Source organism: Kitasatospora sp. NPDC023118 (genome assembly GCF_055560875.1).
In genome coordinates this window covers 1-19,554 of record NZ_JBVHHW010000039.1, presented here as the reverse complement: position 1 = coordinate 19,554, position 19,554 = coordinate 1, and the positions used below count along the sequence as shown (strand labels likewise).

Below are 19,554 nucleotides of genomic sequence, written 5' to 3'. Positions count from 1 at the left end.
GCCGGCGCCCAGCCCGTCCAGCGGCACCCGGTCGCCGCTGGTGGCCGTCAGTGTGATCGCCGGCAGCGGGCGGCCCGGCAACCGTTCGACCGCGGTAGGCGGCCGTGTTGAGGCGAGCGGTCAGCTGGGCCCGCCGAGTGGTCAACCCTCAATTCGCACGATGAGTTCGTCGATCGCCGTGCGGTACTCGGCCATCGAGGACGGGCAGTCGTCCACCGCCGCGGCCCCGGAGGCCAGGCATTCGAGGAACGGCCGGGTCCGCTCCGCCGGAATCCCCAACTCGCGCGAGGCGCGCAACTCACGTACGACGCGTACGTCACCGAGCCCGATTGGCCCGGTCGGCGGAGCTCGGTCGGCACGGGCGGACAACTCGCCGTCGTCGACGAGCTGTTCAAGAGCCATGGGAGGCGGACCGAGGTGCGGCAGGTTAGCGAGTACCGCGAGACCGGCCTCTACATCCTGTTGGCAGAGCGCCATTGAACGACGGTGACGTCGCCACACAAGTGGGATGAATCAGCCTATCCAGGCTAAACCCGTTCCCTCAAGGAGGCTCTCGTGCAGAAGAGTTGACCGATTGATGCCCCGGTCGACCAGTCATGCGACAGCCGCAAGGCGTTGTCAGAAAGATGGAACAGACTAGACCGTTCATGCCGGACGGTCGAGCCTGAGCTTCGAAGAGCACCTCCGAGTCGGGCGGTCACCCACGGATTCGATAGCAACGGTCCGTCAAAGCAGGGTTGTTCACGAGTGATGGCTTGGCATCGGCTCGAGCGATGCGGTCCCGCTCGCCGGCGACCGGATGTTCAACCGATGGTGTGCGGCAGTTGGACACCCGCGCGCACTCGTCCGGGACCGCACACCCTTGCATTCCAGCACCCTGCACCAGCTGGGTGTTCAGGGCCAGCGTGCACTTTGCCACTTACCGAGCGACGAGGGTTGGGGCATAGTGGTCGGCGGCCTCGCCATGATCCTTAATGCCGACGCAACCGATGCCGATGATGCGCGTCGCGAGTAGTCCGGCCTGGACGGCGACGCGAGGCGGCCGCATCTCGGCTGAGGTAGGAGTCGGAACGGTGCGCCGCACCCCCGGAACAACAGTGACTGACGGAGCAGCAGCCTAGGGGAACAGCATGGATTTCGATCTCGGCGGCTACCATAGCCTGGGCGCTGCCTTCGACGCGCGGATCGCGCGTCACCCGGAGAAAGCCGCTCTCACCGTCTCCCGTGGCACTGCCGAGGAAGACAACGAGAGCCTCAGCTTCACGGAGCCGGTGCGGCTCACCCCGTCGCGCGAACTGGACCCCAGGGTGCGGCGCCTGGCGGCGGGAGACCTCACGTGACCGCCACCCGCACGGGCGCCGGGATCGAGGCGGCCCTCGACGAAGCCCTGGGCATGCTCGACGAGACGGCTCGCCGGTCCGTGGAACTCGATGAGAACGAGCAGTTTCCCGCGGACTTCTGTTCCCGCCTCGATGGGTTCGGCCTGCCGGCCCACTACGTGCCGACCGAGTGGGGCGGCGCGTTGTCCGACCACGAGGAACTGATCCGGCTCTGGCGCACCGCCGCTCGCCGTGACATCAGTGCAGTGACGGCCCACGCCAAGACGTACCTGGGCGTGGCCCCGGTGTGGATCGCCGGAAGCCCGGAGCAGGCCCGGGCCACCGCCGACGCGGTGCTGTCAGGTTTCCCGGTGGCGTGGGCGCTGTCCGAACCGGAGCACGGCGCCGACCTGTTGAGCGGTTCCGTCACCGCCACGGCGGAGCCTGACGGCTACCGCGTCGACGGCGTGAAGTGGCCGATCAACAACGCCACCCGGTCGAGCCACCTCACTCTGCTCGCGCGCACCGGCCGGGACGGCTCCGGGCGTGGCCAGAGCCTCTTCCTCGTCGACAAGTCGGTGCTGCGGCCCGGTACTTGGCGGACGCTGCCGAAGGTACTGACGCACGGCATCCGCGGGATCGACATCTCCGGCATCGAGTTCGACGGTGCGCTGCTGCCGGCCGACGCATTGATCGGACCGGAGGGAAGCGGCCTGGAGACGGTGCTGCTCGCGCTCCAGTTCACCCGGACGATGTGCACCGCACTCTCCCTCGGCGCCGGTGAGCACGCGCTGCGACTGGCCGCCCGGTTCACCGCGGCGCGCGTCATCCAGAAGCGCCCGCTGGCCGAACGGCCCTTCCCCGCCTCGGTCCTGGCCCGCAGCGCTGCGCTGCTGACGGCTGCCGAAGCGACCTCGATGGTCGCCGGCCGTTCGATCCACAGCCTCACTGCGGAGATGAGCGTGACCTCGGCGGTCGCCAAGGCACTCGCGCCCACCCTGGTCGACGACACGCTCGGGGAGCTCGCCGAACTGCTCGGCGCACGTTCCTTCCTCTCCGACGTCTACGAGTACGGCGCGTTCCAGAAGGTGTGGCGCGACCACCAGGTCGTGGCGGTGTTCGACGGCAGTACCCCGGTGAACCGCGCCGCCCTGGTGCAGCAGTTCCCCAAGTTGGTCCGTGGCTTCGCCGGCGGCACCGTCGATGCGGGCGGACTGGCCGAAGCCGTGTCGGTCGGCGCCCCGGTCCGACCCGTCGACCGCGGCGCACTGACCATGGTGTCCCGGCAGGGATGCTCGGTCGTGCAAGCACTGCCCGCACTCGTCGAGTCGATCGGCAGCCGGCCCGCTCCCACCGGCCTCGCCGACCAGGCCGTCGCACTGCGCGCCATGGCCGAGTACTTGCACGGCCGGATGGCCGAGGTGGCGCCCGCCGCCCGTCCCGCCATGGCCGCCTACGAGCTGGCCGCCGCCTATGAACTCTGCTACGCGGGTGCGGCCTGCCTGCACCTGTGGGCCGCGGGTGAATCCGAGCACGCGGCGGAGCCGCTGTGGCAGGACGGCCTCTGGGTGCGGGCGGCGCTGCGCGCCCTGCTGGCCAGGCTCGCCGCGGTACTGCGGGTGCCGCTGCCGGATGCCGCGCCCGGCGACGACCGGCTCGACGGCGCGCTGGCCCGTCTCATCGTCGACGCCGCGACCACCGGTGCCCCCGTCACCCCGTTCGGGGCGCCGGCGCCGCGATCGTTTCAGCTGGGGAAGGACTCGCGTGAGCGCTGAGAAACTGGACGCACTGTTCGGCAACCCACGGGATGCGGACAACCCGGTCGGCTACGCCGCCATCCTCGCCGCCGATGAGCGGCACGAGATGCTCGCCGAGGGCGAACGCCTGCTGGACGCCTACGGCATGAACGCCGAGTTCGTGCCCGCCGCGTACGGTGGCCGGCTGGTGCGGGCCGACCGGCTTGCCGAAGTACAGCGAGCGCTGTGGCGACGCGACCCCTGCCTCGGCCTCGGCTACGGCTTCAGCTCCCTGCTCGGATCGGTCAACATCTGGTCCGCCGGCACGCACGAGCAGCGCACGAAGGCAGCCGAGATCCTGCTGGGGGGCGGCCGGATCGCGGCCGCCTTCCACGAGCTCGACCACGGCAACGACTTCGCGCACGCCGAGTGCGCCGCCTCTCCGAGCGAGGACGGCTGGCTGCTGACCGGGCGCAAGGAGATCGTCACCAATCTGCGCCGTGCCGAGGCCATGGTGCTCTTCGCCCGGACCAGCGAGGCCGCCGGCAGCCGCAGCCACAGCCAGTTCTTCGTCACCCGGGCCGAGTTGCCGGCCGACCGCGTGCTGGATCTGCCGCGGTTCCCCAGCTCCGGAATGAACGGAGTGCAACTCGGCGGACTGCGGTTCTCCGACTGCCCGATCCCCGGCGACGCAATGCTCGGCCGACCCGGCCAGGGCATCGAGAACGCCCTGCGCGCCTACCAGCTCAGCCGAGTGGTGCTCCCAGCCATCCTCGTCGGGCCGTTGGACACCGCGCTGCGTCTGGCGATGGAGTGCGTGCACGAGCGGCGCCTCTACGGTGGCTTCGCCGCCGACCTGCCCTATGTGCGCGCCGCCCTCGCACGCGCCTACGCCGACCTGCTGGCCGTAGACGCCTTCGGCGGCGTCGGACTCCGGGCGCTGCACCTGGCCCCGGAGGCCACGCTGCTCTACGCACCGGCGATGAAGTACCTGACGTCACGGATCGTACTGGACGCCTTCGAGGATCTGCGTGCGGTCATGGGCGCCCAGGGCTACGTCCGCGAGGGCTCCTACGCGATGTTCCAGAAGCTCGTCAGGGACGCCGCTCCGGCCACCTTCGCCCACATCTCGCGCTCCGCCTGCCTGGTGCTGATCCTGCCGCAACTGCCCCGGCTGGCTCGGAAGTCCTGGCTGGCCGACCCGGCCGCCGCTCAGCAGCTGTTCGACCTCGGCGCGGATCTGCCGCCGCTGGACTTCGACCGGCTCGCCGTCGGCATGCTGTCCGGTGACGGGCTGATCGGCGTGCTGGCCGAGACCGCCGAGCGCGAGTCGGCCGGGAGCCCGGTCGGTCGGTTCGCGGTGCGCTTCAGGGACGAGGTGCTCGCGCTGCGCGACCAGTGCGCCGCACTGGCTCCCTCGGACCTCACGATCGGGGCCTCTCCGGAGGCCTACGCGGTGGCCGACCGGTACACGGTGCTGCTCGCCGCCGCCGCCGCGCTCGCGGTCTGGCGCAGCGATGACCGTCAGCAGGAGGCGGCGCTCCTCGGGATCCTCGACCGGCTCTCCGGACGCCTCGGTGGCGCCCCGGTGCTCACTCCGGACGAGCGCGCGAGTGCCGAGCAGGCGCTGTTCGACATCGCTGTCGAGCGCTTCCAGGACGGGCGGCTCTTCGACCTGTCCGCACGTCATGTTTATGGATGAGAGAGGGAGTTCGATGACTGATCAGGTAGTGGGTGAGCGGGTGTCCGGTGAGGACATCGAGCGGTGGTTGATGGAGCGGGTGTCCTATTACCTGGAGACGCCGGTGGGGGAGATCGATCCGGGTGTCTCGCTCGCCGAGTACGGGTTGGAGTCGGTGTACGCCTTCGCGTTGTGCGGGGACATCGAGGACAAGTTGGGTGTGACCGTCGAGCCGACCCTGGTGTGGGACGTCGACACGGTCGCGGCTCTGACCATTCACCTGGCCGGCCTGGTGGCCGAACTGCCGTCGGCCTGACGGGCCTTCCGGGCCTTCAAGGCCCGCAGGGCTCTTAGTGCACGTTTGTCTGCCGGCGGTGGGGTCCGACGGGGTCCTGGGTCGGTTCGGGGGATTCGCGCGGTCCCGGTGCCGTGGTTCAGCGTCTCCTGCCTTTGTTCTTCCAGAGTGCGTCGATCGATTGAGGGATACGAGAAATGGGTGCCTCCGCACAGGGTCCGTGGGATCTGATGTCCGGCCAGCTGGGGGTCTGGTACGCGCAGCAGCTCGCGCCTGACAATCCGGCGTACAACATCGGTGACTGCACGGAGATCCACGGCGAACTCGACGCGGATCTCTTCGTGCGTGCGCTGCGCCGCACGGTGCAGGAGGCGGAGGCTTTCCGTCTGCGCCTGTGTGTGGAGGGCGGGACGCCGCGGCAGTTTCTGGGGGAGGCCGGGGAGGTTCCGGTCCACGTGGCGGATCTGCGGGGCGAGGCTGATCCGCGTGCGGTGGCGCAGGAGTGGATCCAGGCTGATCTGGACACGCCGGTGGAGCTGGTGGGTGGGGCGCTGTCGGGACATGCGTTCTTCGTGCTCGGGTCGGATCGCTTCCTGTGGTACCAGCGTGCTCACCACATCGTTCTCGACGGTAATGGTCTGTCGCAGTTCGCTGAGCGGCTGTCCCAGGTGTACGGGGTGCTTCGGGCGGGTGGGGATCCGGCCGAGAGCGCTTTGCGGTCGGTGTCGGAGCTGATCGAGACCGACGAGGCCTACCGGGATTCGCAGGAGCGTGACCGGGACCGGCGGTTCTGGCTGGAGGCGTTCTCGGATCACGAGGAGGAGACGGCGTCCGAGGGGCCGCAGGGGCGGCGTCTCGCCGGCCGGTCGGTGACCCACCAGCAGGATCTCGGAGTCGACGCGACCGCTCGGCTGCGGGCTACCGCGAAGCGGCTTCGGGTCAGCTTCGCCGGTCTGGTGATCGCCGCGTCGGCCGTCTACCAGCACCGGTCCACCGGGGCGCGGGACGTCGTGCTCGGAGTGTCGGCCAGCGGCCGCACGAGCATGCGTGAGGTGGGCATCCCCGGCATGACCGCGAACATCATGCCGATCAGGCTCAGGGTCCGTCCGGGCATGTCCGTCGAGGAGCTCGCCCGGCAGACGCAGCGAGCGGTCCAGAGCGGTCTGCGTCACCAGCGCTACCAGTACCCGGACCTGCTCAGGGACCTGAAGCGGGTCGGCGGCACCCCGCTGTACGACATGATCGTCGACGTCATGGTGGCCGACCGCCGGATCGGTTTCGGCGACTGCGCGATCACCCGGACCGGCCTGGCAAGCGGGCCTGCCGAAGGCATGAAGATCGATGTGCTCGGTGACGCGGCCGAGGGCGGTGTGCAGACCCTCATCGAGATGAACCGCGAGTACTACGACGCCGAAGCGGCGTCGTCGGTGAGTCGCCGGTTCCTGGCCGTGCTGGACTGGCTCAGCAGTGCTCCGGCCACCGCCTGCGTCAGCACCGTCGACCTGCTCGACCCGGCTGAGCGACGGCGGGTGCTGGAGACCTGGAACGACACCGTGGTACCCGGCGAGGCCCTGCCGGTACCGCAGCGGTTCGCGGCCCAGGTGGCCGCGACGCCGCAGGCGGTTGCCGTGGTGGCCGACGGCGCGGCGGTGAGCTACGCCGAACTGGACGCGCGAGCCAATCGGTTGGCGCACCACCTCCTCGCCCAGGGAGTCGGCGCGCAGTCGCTGGTGGGTCTGTGCCTGCCACGCGGCCTGCAGGCGATCGAGGCGATCCTGGCGGTGTGGAAGGCGGGGGCGGCGTACCTGCCGCTGGACCCGGGGTACCCGGCGCAGCGGCTCGGCGAGCTGCTGACCGACAGCGGGGCCGGGCATGTGCTGGGCGAAGCGGCGCTGATCGGGGAGCTGGCAGCCCAGGGTGTGCGCTCGATCGCCCTGGATGACCCGACGGTGCTGGCCGAGCTGGTCGCACGACCCGCCGTTGCGCCAGAACTCGACGTGATGGCAGACCAGTTGGCCTATGTGATCTACACCTCCGGCTCGACCGGCAAGCCCAAGGGCGTGGCTGTGACGCACCGCGGGCTCGCGAACTACGTGGCCTCGGTGCCAGGACACGTCGGCTTCGGTACGCCGGGCGGTAGGTATGCGCTGCTGCAGCCCACGGTGACGGACCTCGGTAACACCGTGGTGTTCGCGAGCCTGACGACCGGCGGTGAACTGCACATCCTGCAGGAGGGCGCGGTGACCGATCCGTCAGCCGTGGCCCAGTACCTGGCGGAGAACCGCATCGACTTCGTGAAGGTGGTGCCCTCGCACCTGGCGGCGCTGGGCGCGGCAGCCGGCCTGGCCGCCCTGATGCCGGCCGGGGCGCTGGTGCTGGGCGGCGAGGCGGCGTCGCCGACGCTGGTCGCCGGACTGCTCGAAGTGGCCGGTGACCGTGGTGTGTTCAACCACTACGGGCCCACTGAGACGACCATCGGCGTGGTAGCCGGCCGACTCGACCGGAAGTCGGTTGCCGCGGGCGTGGTGCCGCTCGGGGTGCCGGTGGCCAACACCCGTGCCTACGTGCTGGACGGGTCGCTGAGCCCCGTTCCGGTCGGTGCGGCGGGTGAGTTGTACGTGGCCGGTCCGCAGGTGGCGCGCGGGTATGTGGGGCGCTCGGGCCTGACCGCGCAGCGGTTCGTGGCCTGCCCGTTCGGCCCGGCCGGCGAGCGGATGTACGCGACGGGCGACCTGGTGCGGTGGACCACCGACGGCGAACTGGTGCACCTGGGCCGTACGGACGAGCAGGTGAAGGTGCGCGGCTTCCGCGTGGAGCCGGGTGAGGTGCAAGAGGTGCTGGCCGCGAACGAGTCGGTGGCACAGGCCGCCGTCATCGTCCGCGAGGACGTCCCGGGCGACAAGCGCCTGGTCGCCTACGTCGTTCCCGCCGCCGCCGCGCAGACGGCTGACGCCACGCGACTGAGCGAGCTCGTGTTCGTGTTCCTGGCCGAGCGGCTGCCGGGGTACCTGGTGCCCTCCGCGGTGGTGGTGCTGGACGCGCTGCCGTTGACGGCCAACGGCAAGCTGAACCGCGCCGGACTGCCTGCTCCGGACTATCTGTCCGCCACCGCCAAGGCCGTCGGCCGCGGTCCGGCGACGGTGCACGAGGAGATCCTCTGCGGTGTGTTCGCGCAGGTGCTGGGGGTGGCGAGGGTCGGCGTCGACGACGACTTCTTCGCTCTGGGCGGCCACTCGCTGCTGGCGATCCGGCTGATCAGCCGGATCCGGACGGTCCTGAACGTCGAGTTGCCGATCCAGGTGTTCTTCGAGGTGCCGTCGCCGGCCGGGGTCGCGGCCTGGCTGGCCGAATCGGCGGTCACCGAAGGGCGTGCGGCGCTGGTGCCGGCGGAGCGGCCGGAGCGGGTGCCGCTGTCGTTCGCGCAGCGCCGCCTGTGGTTCCTGGGGCAGCTGGAGGGTCCGAGCGTCACCTACAACGCCTCGGTGGCGCTGCGACTGAGCGGAGAGTTGGACCAGCAGGCACTGGCGGCCGCGTTCGAGGACGTGATCGGGCGGCACGAGGTACTGCGCACGGTCCTGCCGGCGGTGGACGGTGAGCCGTATCAGTGTGTCCTGCCGGTGGAGGCGTGCGGGTTCGAACTTGCGGTGGTCGAGGTGACGCCGCAAGAGCTGGACGGTGCGGTGGCCGAGGCCTCAGGTCACGCGTTCGACCTGTCGGCGGAGATCCCGCTGCGGGCGACGGTCTTCGCGGTGGCGCCGCAGGAGCATGTGCTGGTGGTGCTGATGCACCACATCGCGGGTGATGGTTGGTCGACGGGCCCGATGCTGCGGGATGTCTCGGTGGCGTACGCGGCACGGCTGGGCGGTGCGGCGCCGGTGTGGGAGCCGTTGCCGGTGCAGTACGCGGACTACGCGTTGTGGCAGCGGGAGTTGCTCGGCGACGAGCAGGACCCGGACAGCGTGCTGTCCGGGCAGGTGGCGTACTGGCGGGAGGCGTTGGCGGGGGCACCGGAGGAGTTGGAGCTGCCGACCGATCGCCGGCGCCCGGCGGTCGCCTCGTACCGTGGGCACGAGGCGCTGCTGGATGCCCCGGCCGAGCTGCATGCGCGGATGCTGGAGGTGGCGCGGGAGCGGGGGGTGACCCTGTTCATGGTGCTGCAGGCGGCGTTGGCGGTCACCCTGAACCGGATCGGTGCGGGCGCGGACATCCCGATCGGGTCGCCGGTCGCCGGGCGCACCGACGAGGCACTGAACGACCTGGTCGGGTTCTTCGTCAATACCTTGGTGGTGCGGACCGACCTGTCCGGTGACCCGACCTTCGACGAGGTGCTGGAGCGGGTCCGGGAGGCCAGTCTTGGGGCGTTCGCGCACCAGGACGTGCCGTTCGAGAGGCTGGTCGAGGAGCTGGCGCCGGCCCGGTCGATGGCACGCCACCCGCTGTTCCAGGTCATGCTCACCCTGCAGAACACGGGGTCGGCACGGCTGGAGCTGCCCGGTCTGCGTGCCGAACGGGTGTCGACCGGTCTGGTGCTCGGCAAGTTCGACCTGGACCTGAACCTGAGCGAGACGTTCGACGCCGACGGTGCGCCGGCCGGCTTGCGGGGTGTGCTCCTGGCGGCGGCGGACCTGTTCGATGCGCAGACCGTGCGGCGGATCGCGGGCTGGCTGCTCCAGGTCCTGGAGACGGTGGTGGAGGATCTGCAGCTGCGGATCGGGCGGATCGACCTGCTCGATCCGGCTGAGCGCCGCCTGCTCCTGGAGGAGTGGAACGATGCGGCGGTCGAGGTCGAGCCGTCGACGTTGCCGGGGTTGTTCGCGGCGCAGGTGGCGCGGACGCCGGATGCGGTGGCGCTGGTCTTCGAGGGCGTCGAGCTGTCGTACGCGGAGTTGGATGCGCGGGCGAACCGGTTGGCGCGGTTGCTGATCGGGCGTGGTGTGGGCCCGGAGTCGGTGGTCGCGGTGCTGATGGAGCGCGGCGTGGAGCTGGTGGTGTCGCTGCTGGCGGTGGTGAAGGCGGGGGGTGCGTATCTGCCGATCGATCCGGCGTATCCGGATGACCGGATCGAGTACACGCTGGGTGATGCGGGTGCGCGTCTGGTGCTGACCTCGGCTGAACTGGCTGGTCGGCTGGGTGGGTTCGGTGTCGAGGTGGCGGCGTTGGACGAGCCGTCGCTGGTGGGGGAGTTGGCGGCGCTCGACGGCGGGACGGTGGAGTGTGTGGTGTCGCCGGGACATCCGGCGTATGTGATCTACACGTCCGGGTCGACGGGCCGGCCCAAGGGTGTGGTGGTGACGCATGGCAGTGTGACCGGGTTGTTCGCGCAGACCGGGCCGCTGTTCGGCGGGTTCGGGGCGGATGACGTGTGGTCGTGCTTCCACTCGTTTGCGTTCGACTTCTCGGTGTGGGAGTTGTGGGGTGCGCTGCTGCACGGCGGCCGGGTGGTGGTCGTCCCGTACGGGGTGTCGCGCTCGCCGCAGGAGTTCCTGGCGCTGATCGAGCGCGAGCGGGTGACGGTGCTGAGCCAGACCCCGTCGGCGTTCTACCAGTTGGCGGCTGTGGAGGAGCAGCGGCCCGGGGCGGGGGCGTCGCTGCGTGCGGTGGTGTTCGGTGGCGAGGCGCTGGATCCGGGCCGCCTGGACGGCTGGTGGCGGCGTCATGGTGATGGTGGTCCGCGGCTGGTGAACATGTACGGCATCACCGAGACGACGGTGCATGTCACTTTCCGCGAGCTGGCCTCGGGTGAGGCTGGGCTGGACAGCGTGATCGGGCGCGGAATCCCGGGTCTGGGTGTCTTCGTGCTGGACGAGTTCCTGCGGCCGGTGCCGGTGGGTGTGACGGGTGAGATGTATGTCGCGGGTGGGCAGTTGGCGCGGGGGTACCTGGGCCGTCCTGGACTGACAGCCGAGCGGTTCGTGGCCTCGCCGTTCGGGGTGCCGGGCGGGCGGCTGTACCGCACCGGTGACCGCGCGAAGTGGTCGGGCGACGGCGAGTTGGTGTTCGCGGGGCGTGCGGATGAGCAGGTGAAGATCCGCGGTTTCCGGATCGAGCCTGGTGAGGTGCAGGCCGTCCTGGCCGCACACCCGGGCCTGGAGCAGGCCGTGGTGATGGTCCGTGAGGACGTGCCGGGTGACAAGCGCCTGGTGGCGTACGTCATCGCGGACGGCGACAGTGCCGAACTCACCTCATCCGTCCGTGAGTTCGTTGCTGAGCGGCTGCCGGCGTACATGGCTCCGTCGGCTGTGGTGGTGCTGGAGGAGCTGCCGCTGACGGTGAACGGCAAGGTGGACCGCAAGGCCCTGCCCGCACCGGAGTATGCGGCGGGTGCGGGTCGGGCGCCGGCGACGGTGCAGGAGGAGCTTCTGTGCCAGGCGTTCGCGCAGATTCTGGGTCTGTCGGCGGTGGGGGTGGATGACGACTTCTTCGCGCTGGGTGGACACTCGTTGCTGGCGATGCGGCTGCTGAGTCGGATCCGTTCGGTGCTGGGTGTGGAGTTGGCGGTCCGTGAGCTGTTCGAGGCGCCGACGCCGGCGAGTCTGGCGGGACGGCTTGGGCAGGCCCGTGAGGGCCGGTTGGCACTGCGTGCGATGGAGCGTCCGGAGCGGGTGCGGTTGTCGTTCGCGCAGCGCCGTTTGTGGTTCCTCGGTGAGTTGGAGGGCGCAAGCGCGACCTACAACACTCCGATGGCTTTGCGCTTGTCCGGGGAGGTGAACCGGGAGGCCCTCGCGGGGGCGCTGCGGGATGTCATCGGGCGGCACGAGGTGCTGCGGACGGTGTTCCCGGCAGTCGATGGTGAGCCGTACCAGCGGGTTCTCGGTGTGGAGGAGTGCGGGTTCGAGCTCTCGGTGGTCGAGGTGGCGTCGGAGGGGCTGGAGGACGCACTGGCTGAGGCGGGCCGGTATGCGTTCGACTTCTCGTCCGAGATTCCGTTGCGGGCGACGCTGTTCGCGGTGAGTTCGGTCGAGCATGTGCTGGTGCTGCTGTCGCACCACATCGCCATGGACGGCTGGTCGAGTGCTCCGCTGGTGCGGGATCTGTCGGCGGCGTATGCGGCGCGGTTGGATGGCGCGGCCCCGGTGTGGGAGTCGCTGCCGGTGCAGTATGCGGATTTCGCTCTGTGGCAGCGGGAGTTGCTGGGCGACGAGCGGGATTCGACAAGTGTGCTGTCGCGGCAGGTGGAGTACTGGCGTGGGGCGTTGGCGGGGGCTCCGGAGGAGCTGCCGCTGCCGTTCGATCGGCCGCGTCCGGCGGTTGCGTCGCACCGTGCCCACACCGTGGAGTTGGATGTTCCGGCCGAACTGCACGGACGTTTGGTGGAGTTGGCGCGTGAGCGTGGGGTGACCATGTTCATGGTGCTGCAGGCGGCTGTTGCGGTGACGCTCAGCCGGCTGGGTGCCGGGGCCGACATCCCGATCGGGTCGGCGATCGCCGGGCGTACGGATGAGGCGTTGAACGATCTGGTCGGGTGCTTCGTCAACACGGTTGTCGTGCGGACGGATCTGTCGGGAGATCCGACGTTCGAGGAGGTTCTCGGGCGGGTGCGCGAGGCGGGGTTGAGCGCGCTGGAGAACCAGGATGTGCCGTTCGAGAAGCTGGTGGAGGAGTTGGCGCCGGCGCGTTCGCTGGCTCGGCACCCGCTGTTCCAGGTCGTCCTGACCCTTCAGAACACCGGCTTGGTAGCGGATGGCGGTGCGCTTGACCTGCCCGGCCTGGTGGCTGAACCGTTGTTGTTGGGTCGGGCGATGGCGAAGTTCGACCTTGATGTGATCGTGGGTGAGGTGTTCGGTGCGCAGGGCGCGCCGGCGGGGATCCGGGGCATGCTGACGGCGGCGGCGGATCTGTTCGATGAGGGTGTCGCGGGTCGGGTCGCGGGCTCTCTGGTGCGGGTGCTGACGGCGATGGCCGATGACCCGCAGACCCGGGTCGACGCGGTGGACGTGCTGGGTGCGGATGAGCGTCGCCGGGTGCTGTCGGAGTGGAACGACACCGCTGCGGCCGGATCCGGGTTGATGGTTCCGCAGGTGTTCGAGGCGCAGGTGGCGCGGACGCCGGAGGCGGTGGCCGTGGTGTCCGGTGGCGTGTCGGTGTCGTATGCGGAGTTGGATGCGCGGGCGAACCGCCTTGCCCACTATCTGGTCAGCCAGGGTGTTGGTCCGGAGTCGGTGGTGGGGTTGGCGTTGCCGCGCGGTGTGGAGATGATCGCGGGGATTCTGGCGGTGTGGAAGGCGGGGGCCGGGTATCTGCCGGTGGACGTGTCCCAGCCGGCCGAGCGGGTCGCGTTCACGGTGAAGGATTCGCGGGCGCAGTTGGTGTTGACCACCGATGAGGTGCTGGAGGACCTGCCGTCGGTGGGTGTGCGTCTGGTTGCGGTGGATGGCACGTTGACGGCGATGCAGTTGGCGGCGGCGCCGACCACCTCGCCCGGCGTGGCGGTGGATCCGCGGTCGCTGGCGTACGTGATCTACACCTCCGGTTCGACGGGTCGTCCGAAGGGCGTGGCCGTTACGCATGGGGGCCTGGCGAACTACGTCTCCTCGGTGCCGGCCCGGATCGGTTTCGAGGGTGGGAAGTATGCGCTGTTGCAGGCGCAGGCGACCGACCTGGGGAACACGGTGCTGTTCGCGAGCCTGCTGTCGGGTGGTGAGCTGCATGTCCTGGACGAGGAGGCGGTCACCGATCCGCGCCTGGTGGGCGACTACCTGGCCGAGCACGGGATCGACTTCTTGAAGGTGGTGCCCTCGCACCTGGCGGCGCTGGGTGCGGTAGGTGGTTTGGAGCGGGTGCTGCCGGGCCGATCGGTGGTGCTGGGTGGTGAGGCCGCCTCGCCGGGGTGGGTCGATGAACTCCTGGCCGCCGCAGGCGAGCGGCGGGTGTTCAACCATTACGGTCCGACGGAAACCACGATCGGCGTGGCGACCACCCGTCTGACGCCGGGTGGGGTGGTGCCGGTGGGTTCGCCGGTGGCCAACACCCGCTTCTACGTGCTGGACGAGCGTCTCAACCCGGTGCCGGTGGGTGTGGAGGGCGAGTTGTATGTGGCGGGTGCGCAGCTGGCGCGCGGCTATGTGCGCCGTCCTGGCCTGACCGCGGAGCGGTTCGTGGCGTGCCCGTTCGGCAGCGGCATGGAGGTCCCCCCGGCCGAAGGCGGCGGACGGATGTACCGCACGGGTGACCGCGCGAAGTGGTCGGGTGATGGCGAGATCGTGTTCCTGGGCCGTGCGGACGAGCAGGTGAAGATCCGTGGTTTCCGGATCGAGCCGGGTGAGGTGGCCAGTGCCCTGACGGCTCACCCGCTGATCGCCCAGGCGGCCGTGATCGCCCGCGAGGACACCCCGGGGGACAAGCGCCTGGTCGCCTATGTGGTCGCGGACGACCCGGATGATGTGGACGACACGCTCGCGGACGGGGTGCGGACCTTCGTCGCTGCCCGGTTGCCGGAGCACATGGTGCCCTCCGCGGTGGTGGTGTTGGACGCCCTGCCGCTGACGGGCAACGGGAAGCTGGACCGCAAGGCGCTGCCCACGCCGGACTTCGCGGCGGCGGGTGGGGTGTCGAGTCGTGGGCCGGCATCGGTGCAGGAGGAGATCCTGTGCGAGGCGTTCGCCGAGGTCCTCGGGCTGGAGAGCGTCGGCGTCGATGACGACTTCTTCGCGTTGGGCGGGCATTCGCTGCTGGCGGTGTCGTTGGTGGAGATGTTGCGGGTGCGTGGGGTCTCGGTGTCGGTGAAGGCGTTGTTCCAGACGTCGACCCCGGCGGGCTTGGCGGTCGAGGCGGGTTCGGAGCAGGTGGTGGTGCCGGCGAACCTCATCCCCGAGGACGCCACGCAGATCACCCCGGAGATGCTGCCGCTGGTGGAGCTGACCGAGGCCGAGCTCGAGTCGATCGTGGCGAAGGTGCCCGGTGGTGCTGCGAACGTCGCGGACGTCTACCCGCTGGCCCCGATCCAGGAGGGGATCCTCTTCCACCACTTGATGAAGGCCGGGCGTGAGGGTGAGCGGGATGTGTATGCCGGGCCGACGGTGCTCGGGTTCGACTCCCGCATGCGGCTCGACTCGTTCCTGAAGGCGCTGCAGCGGGTGATCGACCGGCACGACGTGTACCGCACGGCGATCGTGTGGGAGGGTCTGCGCGAGCCGGTCCAGGTCGTGGCCCGACACGCCGAACTGCCGGTCCGGGAAGTCGTGCTGGACCCGCAGGGTGCGGACGCGGCGGAGCAGTTGCTGTCCGTCGGCGGCGCCTGGATGGAGCTGGACCGTGCCCCGCTGATGGACGTGCACATCGCCGCCGAACCGGATGGCGACGGCTGGCTGGCCCTGCTGCGTGTCCACCACCTGGTGCGGGATGACACAACGACGGAGGCGCTGCTGGGGGAGGTGCGTGCCTTCTTGACCGGGCGGGGTGAGTCGCTGTCCAAGGGGCTGCCGTTCCGCGACTTCGTCGTCCAGGCCCGCCTCGGTGTGCCGCGCGAGGAGCATGAGCGGTACTTCGCCGGGCTGCTGGGCGACGTCACCGAGACCACCGCACCGTTCGGCCTGCTGGACGTGCACGGAGACGGCGCGACCGCAGTATCGGCGCGTTCCTCGGTGGAGGCTGAGCTCACGCTTCGACTGCGGGCAATCGCGCGCCGGATGGCCGTGAGTCCGGCGACGGTGTTCCACCTGGCGTGGGCGCGGGTGCTGGCCGCGGTGAGCGGTCGTGAGGACGTGGTGTTCGGCACGGTGCTGTTCGGCCGGATGAACGCCGGGGCGGGTGCCGACCGGCTCCAGGGTCCGTGCCTCAACACGCTTCCGGTGCGGGTGCGGGTCGGCACCGTTGCGGTGGGCGAGGCGCTGGCCGGCATGCGGCGGCAGTTGGCCGAGCTGCTGGTGCACGAGCACGCGCCGCTGGTGCTCGCGCAGCAGGCGAGCGGTGTGGCCGGCGGCAGCCCGCTGTTCACCGCCCTCTTCAACTACCGCAACGGCCGCGGCGGTGCGACGGAGCCCGGCGCGGGCCTGGGTACCGGGTTGGAGGAAGTGCGGATCCTTGCCGCCGAAGGGGGCACCAACTACCCCCTGGTCGCGAATGTCGATGATGACGGGAACGGGTTCAGCCTGACCATCGAGGCGGTGGCGCCGGCCGATGCGGAGCAGGTGGGCACGATGCTGCACACCTGCCTCCTCCAGCTCGTGACCGCATTGGAGGAGGATCCGCAGGCGCGGTTCGCGGCGCTCGACGTGCTGGGTGCGGATGAGCGCCGACTGGTGGTGGAGAAGTGGAACGACACGGCGGTCGAGGTCGAGCCGTCGACGTTGCCGGGGTTGTTCGCGGCGCAGGTAGCGCGGACCCCGAATGCGGTGGCGCTGGTCTTCGAGGGCGTCGAGCTGTCGTACGCGGAGTTGGATGCGCGGGCGAACCGGTTGGCGCGGTTGCTGATCGGGCGTGGCGTGGGCCCGGAGTCGGTGGTCGCGGTGCTGATGGAGCGCGGCGTGGAGCTGGTGGTGTCGCTGCTGGCGGTGCTGAAGGCCGGTGGCGCGTATCTGCCGGTGGATCCGGAGTATCCGGCCGGTCGTATCGAGGCCGTCCTCGCCGATGCCGGGCCGGTGTGCGTGCTCAGCACGACCGCGCTGACCGGGGTGGTGCCGGATGGCGTGGCCCGGGTTGCAGTGGACGATCCCGCGGTGGTTGCGGAGTTGGCGGGTCTGTCGGCGCAGGCTCCCGTGGTGGGGGTGCTGCCTGCGCATCCGGCGTATGTGATCTTCACGTCGGGCTCCACCGGGCGTCCGAAGGGCGTTGCGGTGCCGCATGCGGGGATCGTGAACCGGCTTGCCTGGATGCAGAAGCTCCCTGGCGTGGCCATCGGTGTCGGGGATCGGGTGCTGCAGAAGACGCCGTTCGGGTTCGACGTCAGCGTCTGGGAGTTCTTCTGGCCGCTGGTGCAGGGCGCGGCGCTGGTGCTCGCCCGTCCGGGTGGGCACCGGGAACCCGCCTACCTGGCCGAGTTGATCCAGGGCGAGAACATCACGGTGACGCACTTCGTGCCGTCGATGCTGGAGGCGTTCCTGCGTGAGCCGGCGGCTGCCGACTGTGCCGGGCTGCGGGCGGTGTTCTGCAGTGGTGAGGCGCTGCCGGCGCCGTTGCGGGACCGGTTCCTCGAACTGCTGGACGGTGTACCGCTGTTCAACCTGTACGGGCCCACGGAGGCGTCCGTGGACGTGACCGCGGCGCGCTGTGCCGTCAGCGACGGTGCGGTGGTGCCGATCGGTGAACCGGTGGCCAATACCCGGGTGTACGTGCTGGACGCCTCACTGTCCCCGGTGCCGGTGGGTGTCGAGGGTGAGTTGTACCTGGCGGGTGTGCAGTTGGCGCGCGGGTACGTGGGGCGTGCCGGTCTGACGGCGGAGCGGTTCGTGGCCTGCCCGTTCGCCGAGGGCGGGAGGATGTACCGCACGGGTGACCGGGTCCGCTGGAGCGCCGATGGCCAGCTGGTGTATCTGGGTCGTGCGGACGAGCAGGTGAAGATCCGCGGTTTCCGGATCGAGCCCGGCGAGGTCCAGGCCGTCTTGGCCGCCCACCCTGCCGTGGCCCAGGCCGCGGTCGTCGCTCGCGAGGACGTCCCGGGTGACATCCGCCTGGTGGCGTACGCCGTTCCGGCCGGCTCGGACACGCCGTCGGACGAACTCGTGTCCCTGTTGCGGGAGTTCGCGGGTGAGCGGGTGCCGTCCTACATGGTTCCGTCGGCGGTCGTGCTGCTGGACGCGCTGCCGGTGACGGTCAACGGCAAGCTGGACCGCAAGGCCCTGCCCGTTCCGGAGCACACGACGGGTGGGGGCCGTGCGCCGGCCGGTGTGCGGGAGGAGATCCTCTGCGAGGCGTTCGCCGAGGTCCTCGGCTTGCCGGCGGTCGGGGTCGATGACGACTTCTTCACGCTGGGCGGCCATTCGCTGCTCGCGGTGGCCCTGGTGGAACGTCTGCGAGTGCGGGGTGTGTCCGTGGCGGTGCGGGCGCTCTTCGAGACGCCGACGGTGGCCGGGCTGGCAGCCGCACAGGCCTCCGAGGGGGTCGTGGTGCCGGCGAACGCCATTCCCGCCGACGCGCGGGAGATCACGCCGGAGATGCTGCCGCTGGTGGAGTTGGACGCCACCGAGATCGAGCGGATCGTGGCCACGGTCGAGGGCGGCGCGGCCAATGTGGCGGACGTCTACCCGCTGGCCCCGCTCCAGGAGGGCATGCTCTTCCACCACATGATGGCGGATCAGGCATCCGAGACGGATGTCTACATGCGGCCGGCGGTGCTGGGATTCGACTCGCGGGAGCGGGTGGACGCGTTCCTGGACGCGCTGCGAGCGGTGATCGACCGGCACGACGTCTACCGCACCGCGTTCGTGTGGGAGGGGTTGCGCGAGCCGGTGCAGGTGGTGTCGCGCCGGGTGGAGCTGCCGGTCCAGGAGGTCGTGCTGGACCCGCAGGGCCCCGACCCGGTCGAGCAGTTGCTGGCGATCGGCGGATCGCGGATGGATCTGACCCGGGCGCCCCTGATGACGGTCCACATCGCGGCGGAGCCCGGCGGTGACCGCTGGCTGGCACTGCTGCGAACCCACCACCTGGTGCAGGACCACACCTCGGTGGACGTGCTGTTCGGGGAGCTTCGGGCGTTCATCTCCGGTCGGGGCGACGCGTTGCCGGCGCCGCTGCCGTTCCGCGAGTTCGTCGCCCAGGCCCGCCTCGGTACGCCGCGCGAGGAGCACGAGCGGTACTTCGCCGAGCTGCTCGGCGACGTCACCGAGACGACGGCGCCCTTCGGTGTGCTGGACGCGTACGGCGACGGCAGTACCACCCGTCAGGCACGCCTTCTGGTGGACGATGAACTGTCCTACCGGGTTCGTGAGTTGGCGCGGCGCGAGGGCGTCAGTGCGGCCACCCTCCTCCACCTGGCGTGGGCTCGGGTGCTGGGAGTGATCAGCGGCCGTGACGACGTGGTCTTCGGCACGGTGCTGTTCGGCCGGATGAACTCCGGGGCGGGTGCCGATCGGGTGCCGGGTCTGTTCCTCAACACGCTGCCGGTGCGCGTGCGGTTGGACGCGCAGAGCGTGAGCGGGGCGCTGTCCGGGATGCGGCACCAGTTGGCGGGGCTGCTGGTGCACGAGCACGCGCCGCTGTCGCTGGCGCAGCAGGCGAGCGGGATGACGGGCGGCAGCCCGCTGTTCACCTCGATCTTCAACTACCGGCACATCCAGGCCGCCGCGCGGAACTTCGACTCCGACTTCGAGGGCGTCGGCATGCTCTCCACGCGGGACCTGACCAACTACCCCCTGAGCATCGCCGTCGACGACCATCAGACGGGGTTCGGCCTGACTGTCGACGCGGTGGCTTCGATCGACCCGCAGCAGGTGGGGTCGCTGTTGCAGACCTGCCTGCGCAATCTGGTCGCAGCCCTGGAGGATGCCCCGGAGCGGACGCGGTTGAGCGCTGTGGACGTGATGGGCGCGGATGAGCGTCGCCTGCTCCTGGAGGAGTGGAACGACACGGGTGTTGCTGCTCCTGTGCGGT

Annotated in this window: 6 protein-coding genes; 5 read left to right on the top strand and 1 reads right to left on the bottom strand. The window is 70.2% G+C overall.

Annotated features, from left to right (window positions below; genetic code table 11):
• Positions 1 to 141: 141 nt before the first annotated feature.
• Positions 142 to 477, bottom strand: coding sequence for a MerR family transcriptional regulator (locus ACZ3UD_RS33560; RefSeq protein ID WP_465596447.1), 336 nt, complete (start codon positions 475 to 477; stop codon positions 142 to 144).
• A 653-nt stretch (positions 478 to 1,130) separates the two neighbouring features.
• Here ACZ3UD_RS33560 and ACZ3UD_RS33555 point away from each other — a divergent pair.
• From ACZ3UD_RS33555 to ACZ3UD_RS33535, 5 genes are all read left to right on the top strand, one after another.
• Positions 1,131 to 1,340: a hypothetical protein gene (locus ACZ3UD_RS33555; protein WP_465596444.1), complete on the top strand. Its 210-nt coding sequence runs from the start codon at positions 1,131 to 1,133 to the stop codon at positions 1,338 to 1,340.
• Positions 1,337 to 3,094: an acyl-CoA dehydrogenase family protein gene (locus ACZ3UD_RS33550; RefSeq protein ID WP_465596441.1), complete on the top strand. Its 1,758-nt coding sequence runs from the start codon at positions 1,337 to 1,339 to the stop codon at positions 3,092 to 3,094. The genes ACZ3UD_RS33555 and ACZ3UD_RS33550 overlap by 4 nt, the downstream gene beginning before the upstream one ends.
• Positions 3,084 to 4,757 carry an acyl-CoA dehydrogenase gene (locus tag ACZ3UD_RS33545; RefSeq protein WP_465596438.1) on the top strand — a complete coding sequence of 558 codons (1,674 nt, stop codon included), beginning with the start codon at positions 3,084 to 3,086 and terminating at the stop codon, positions 4,755 to 4,757. The genes ACZ3UD_RS33550 and ACZ3UD_RS33545 overlap by 11 nt, the downstream gene beginning before the upstream one ends.
• A gap of 13 nt (positions 4,758 to 4,770) precedes the next feature.
• A complete protein-coding gene (locus ACZ3UD_RS33540; RefSeq protein ID WP_465596435.1) occupies positions 4,771 to 5,052 on the top strand; it encodes an acyl carrier protein in 282 nt (93 codons plus the stop codon).
• A gap of 209 nt (positions 5,053 to 5,261) precedes the next feature.
• Positions 5,262 to 19,554 (top strand): amino acid adenylation domain-containing protein (locus ACZ3UD_RS33535; protein ID WP_465596432.1); only part of this gene is annotated, 14,293 nt, incomplete at its 3' end.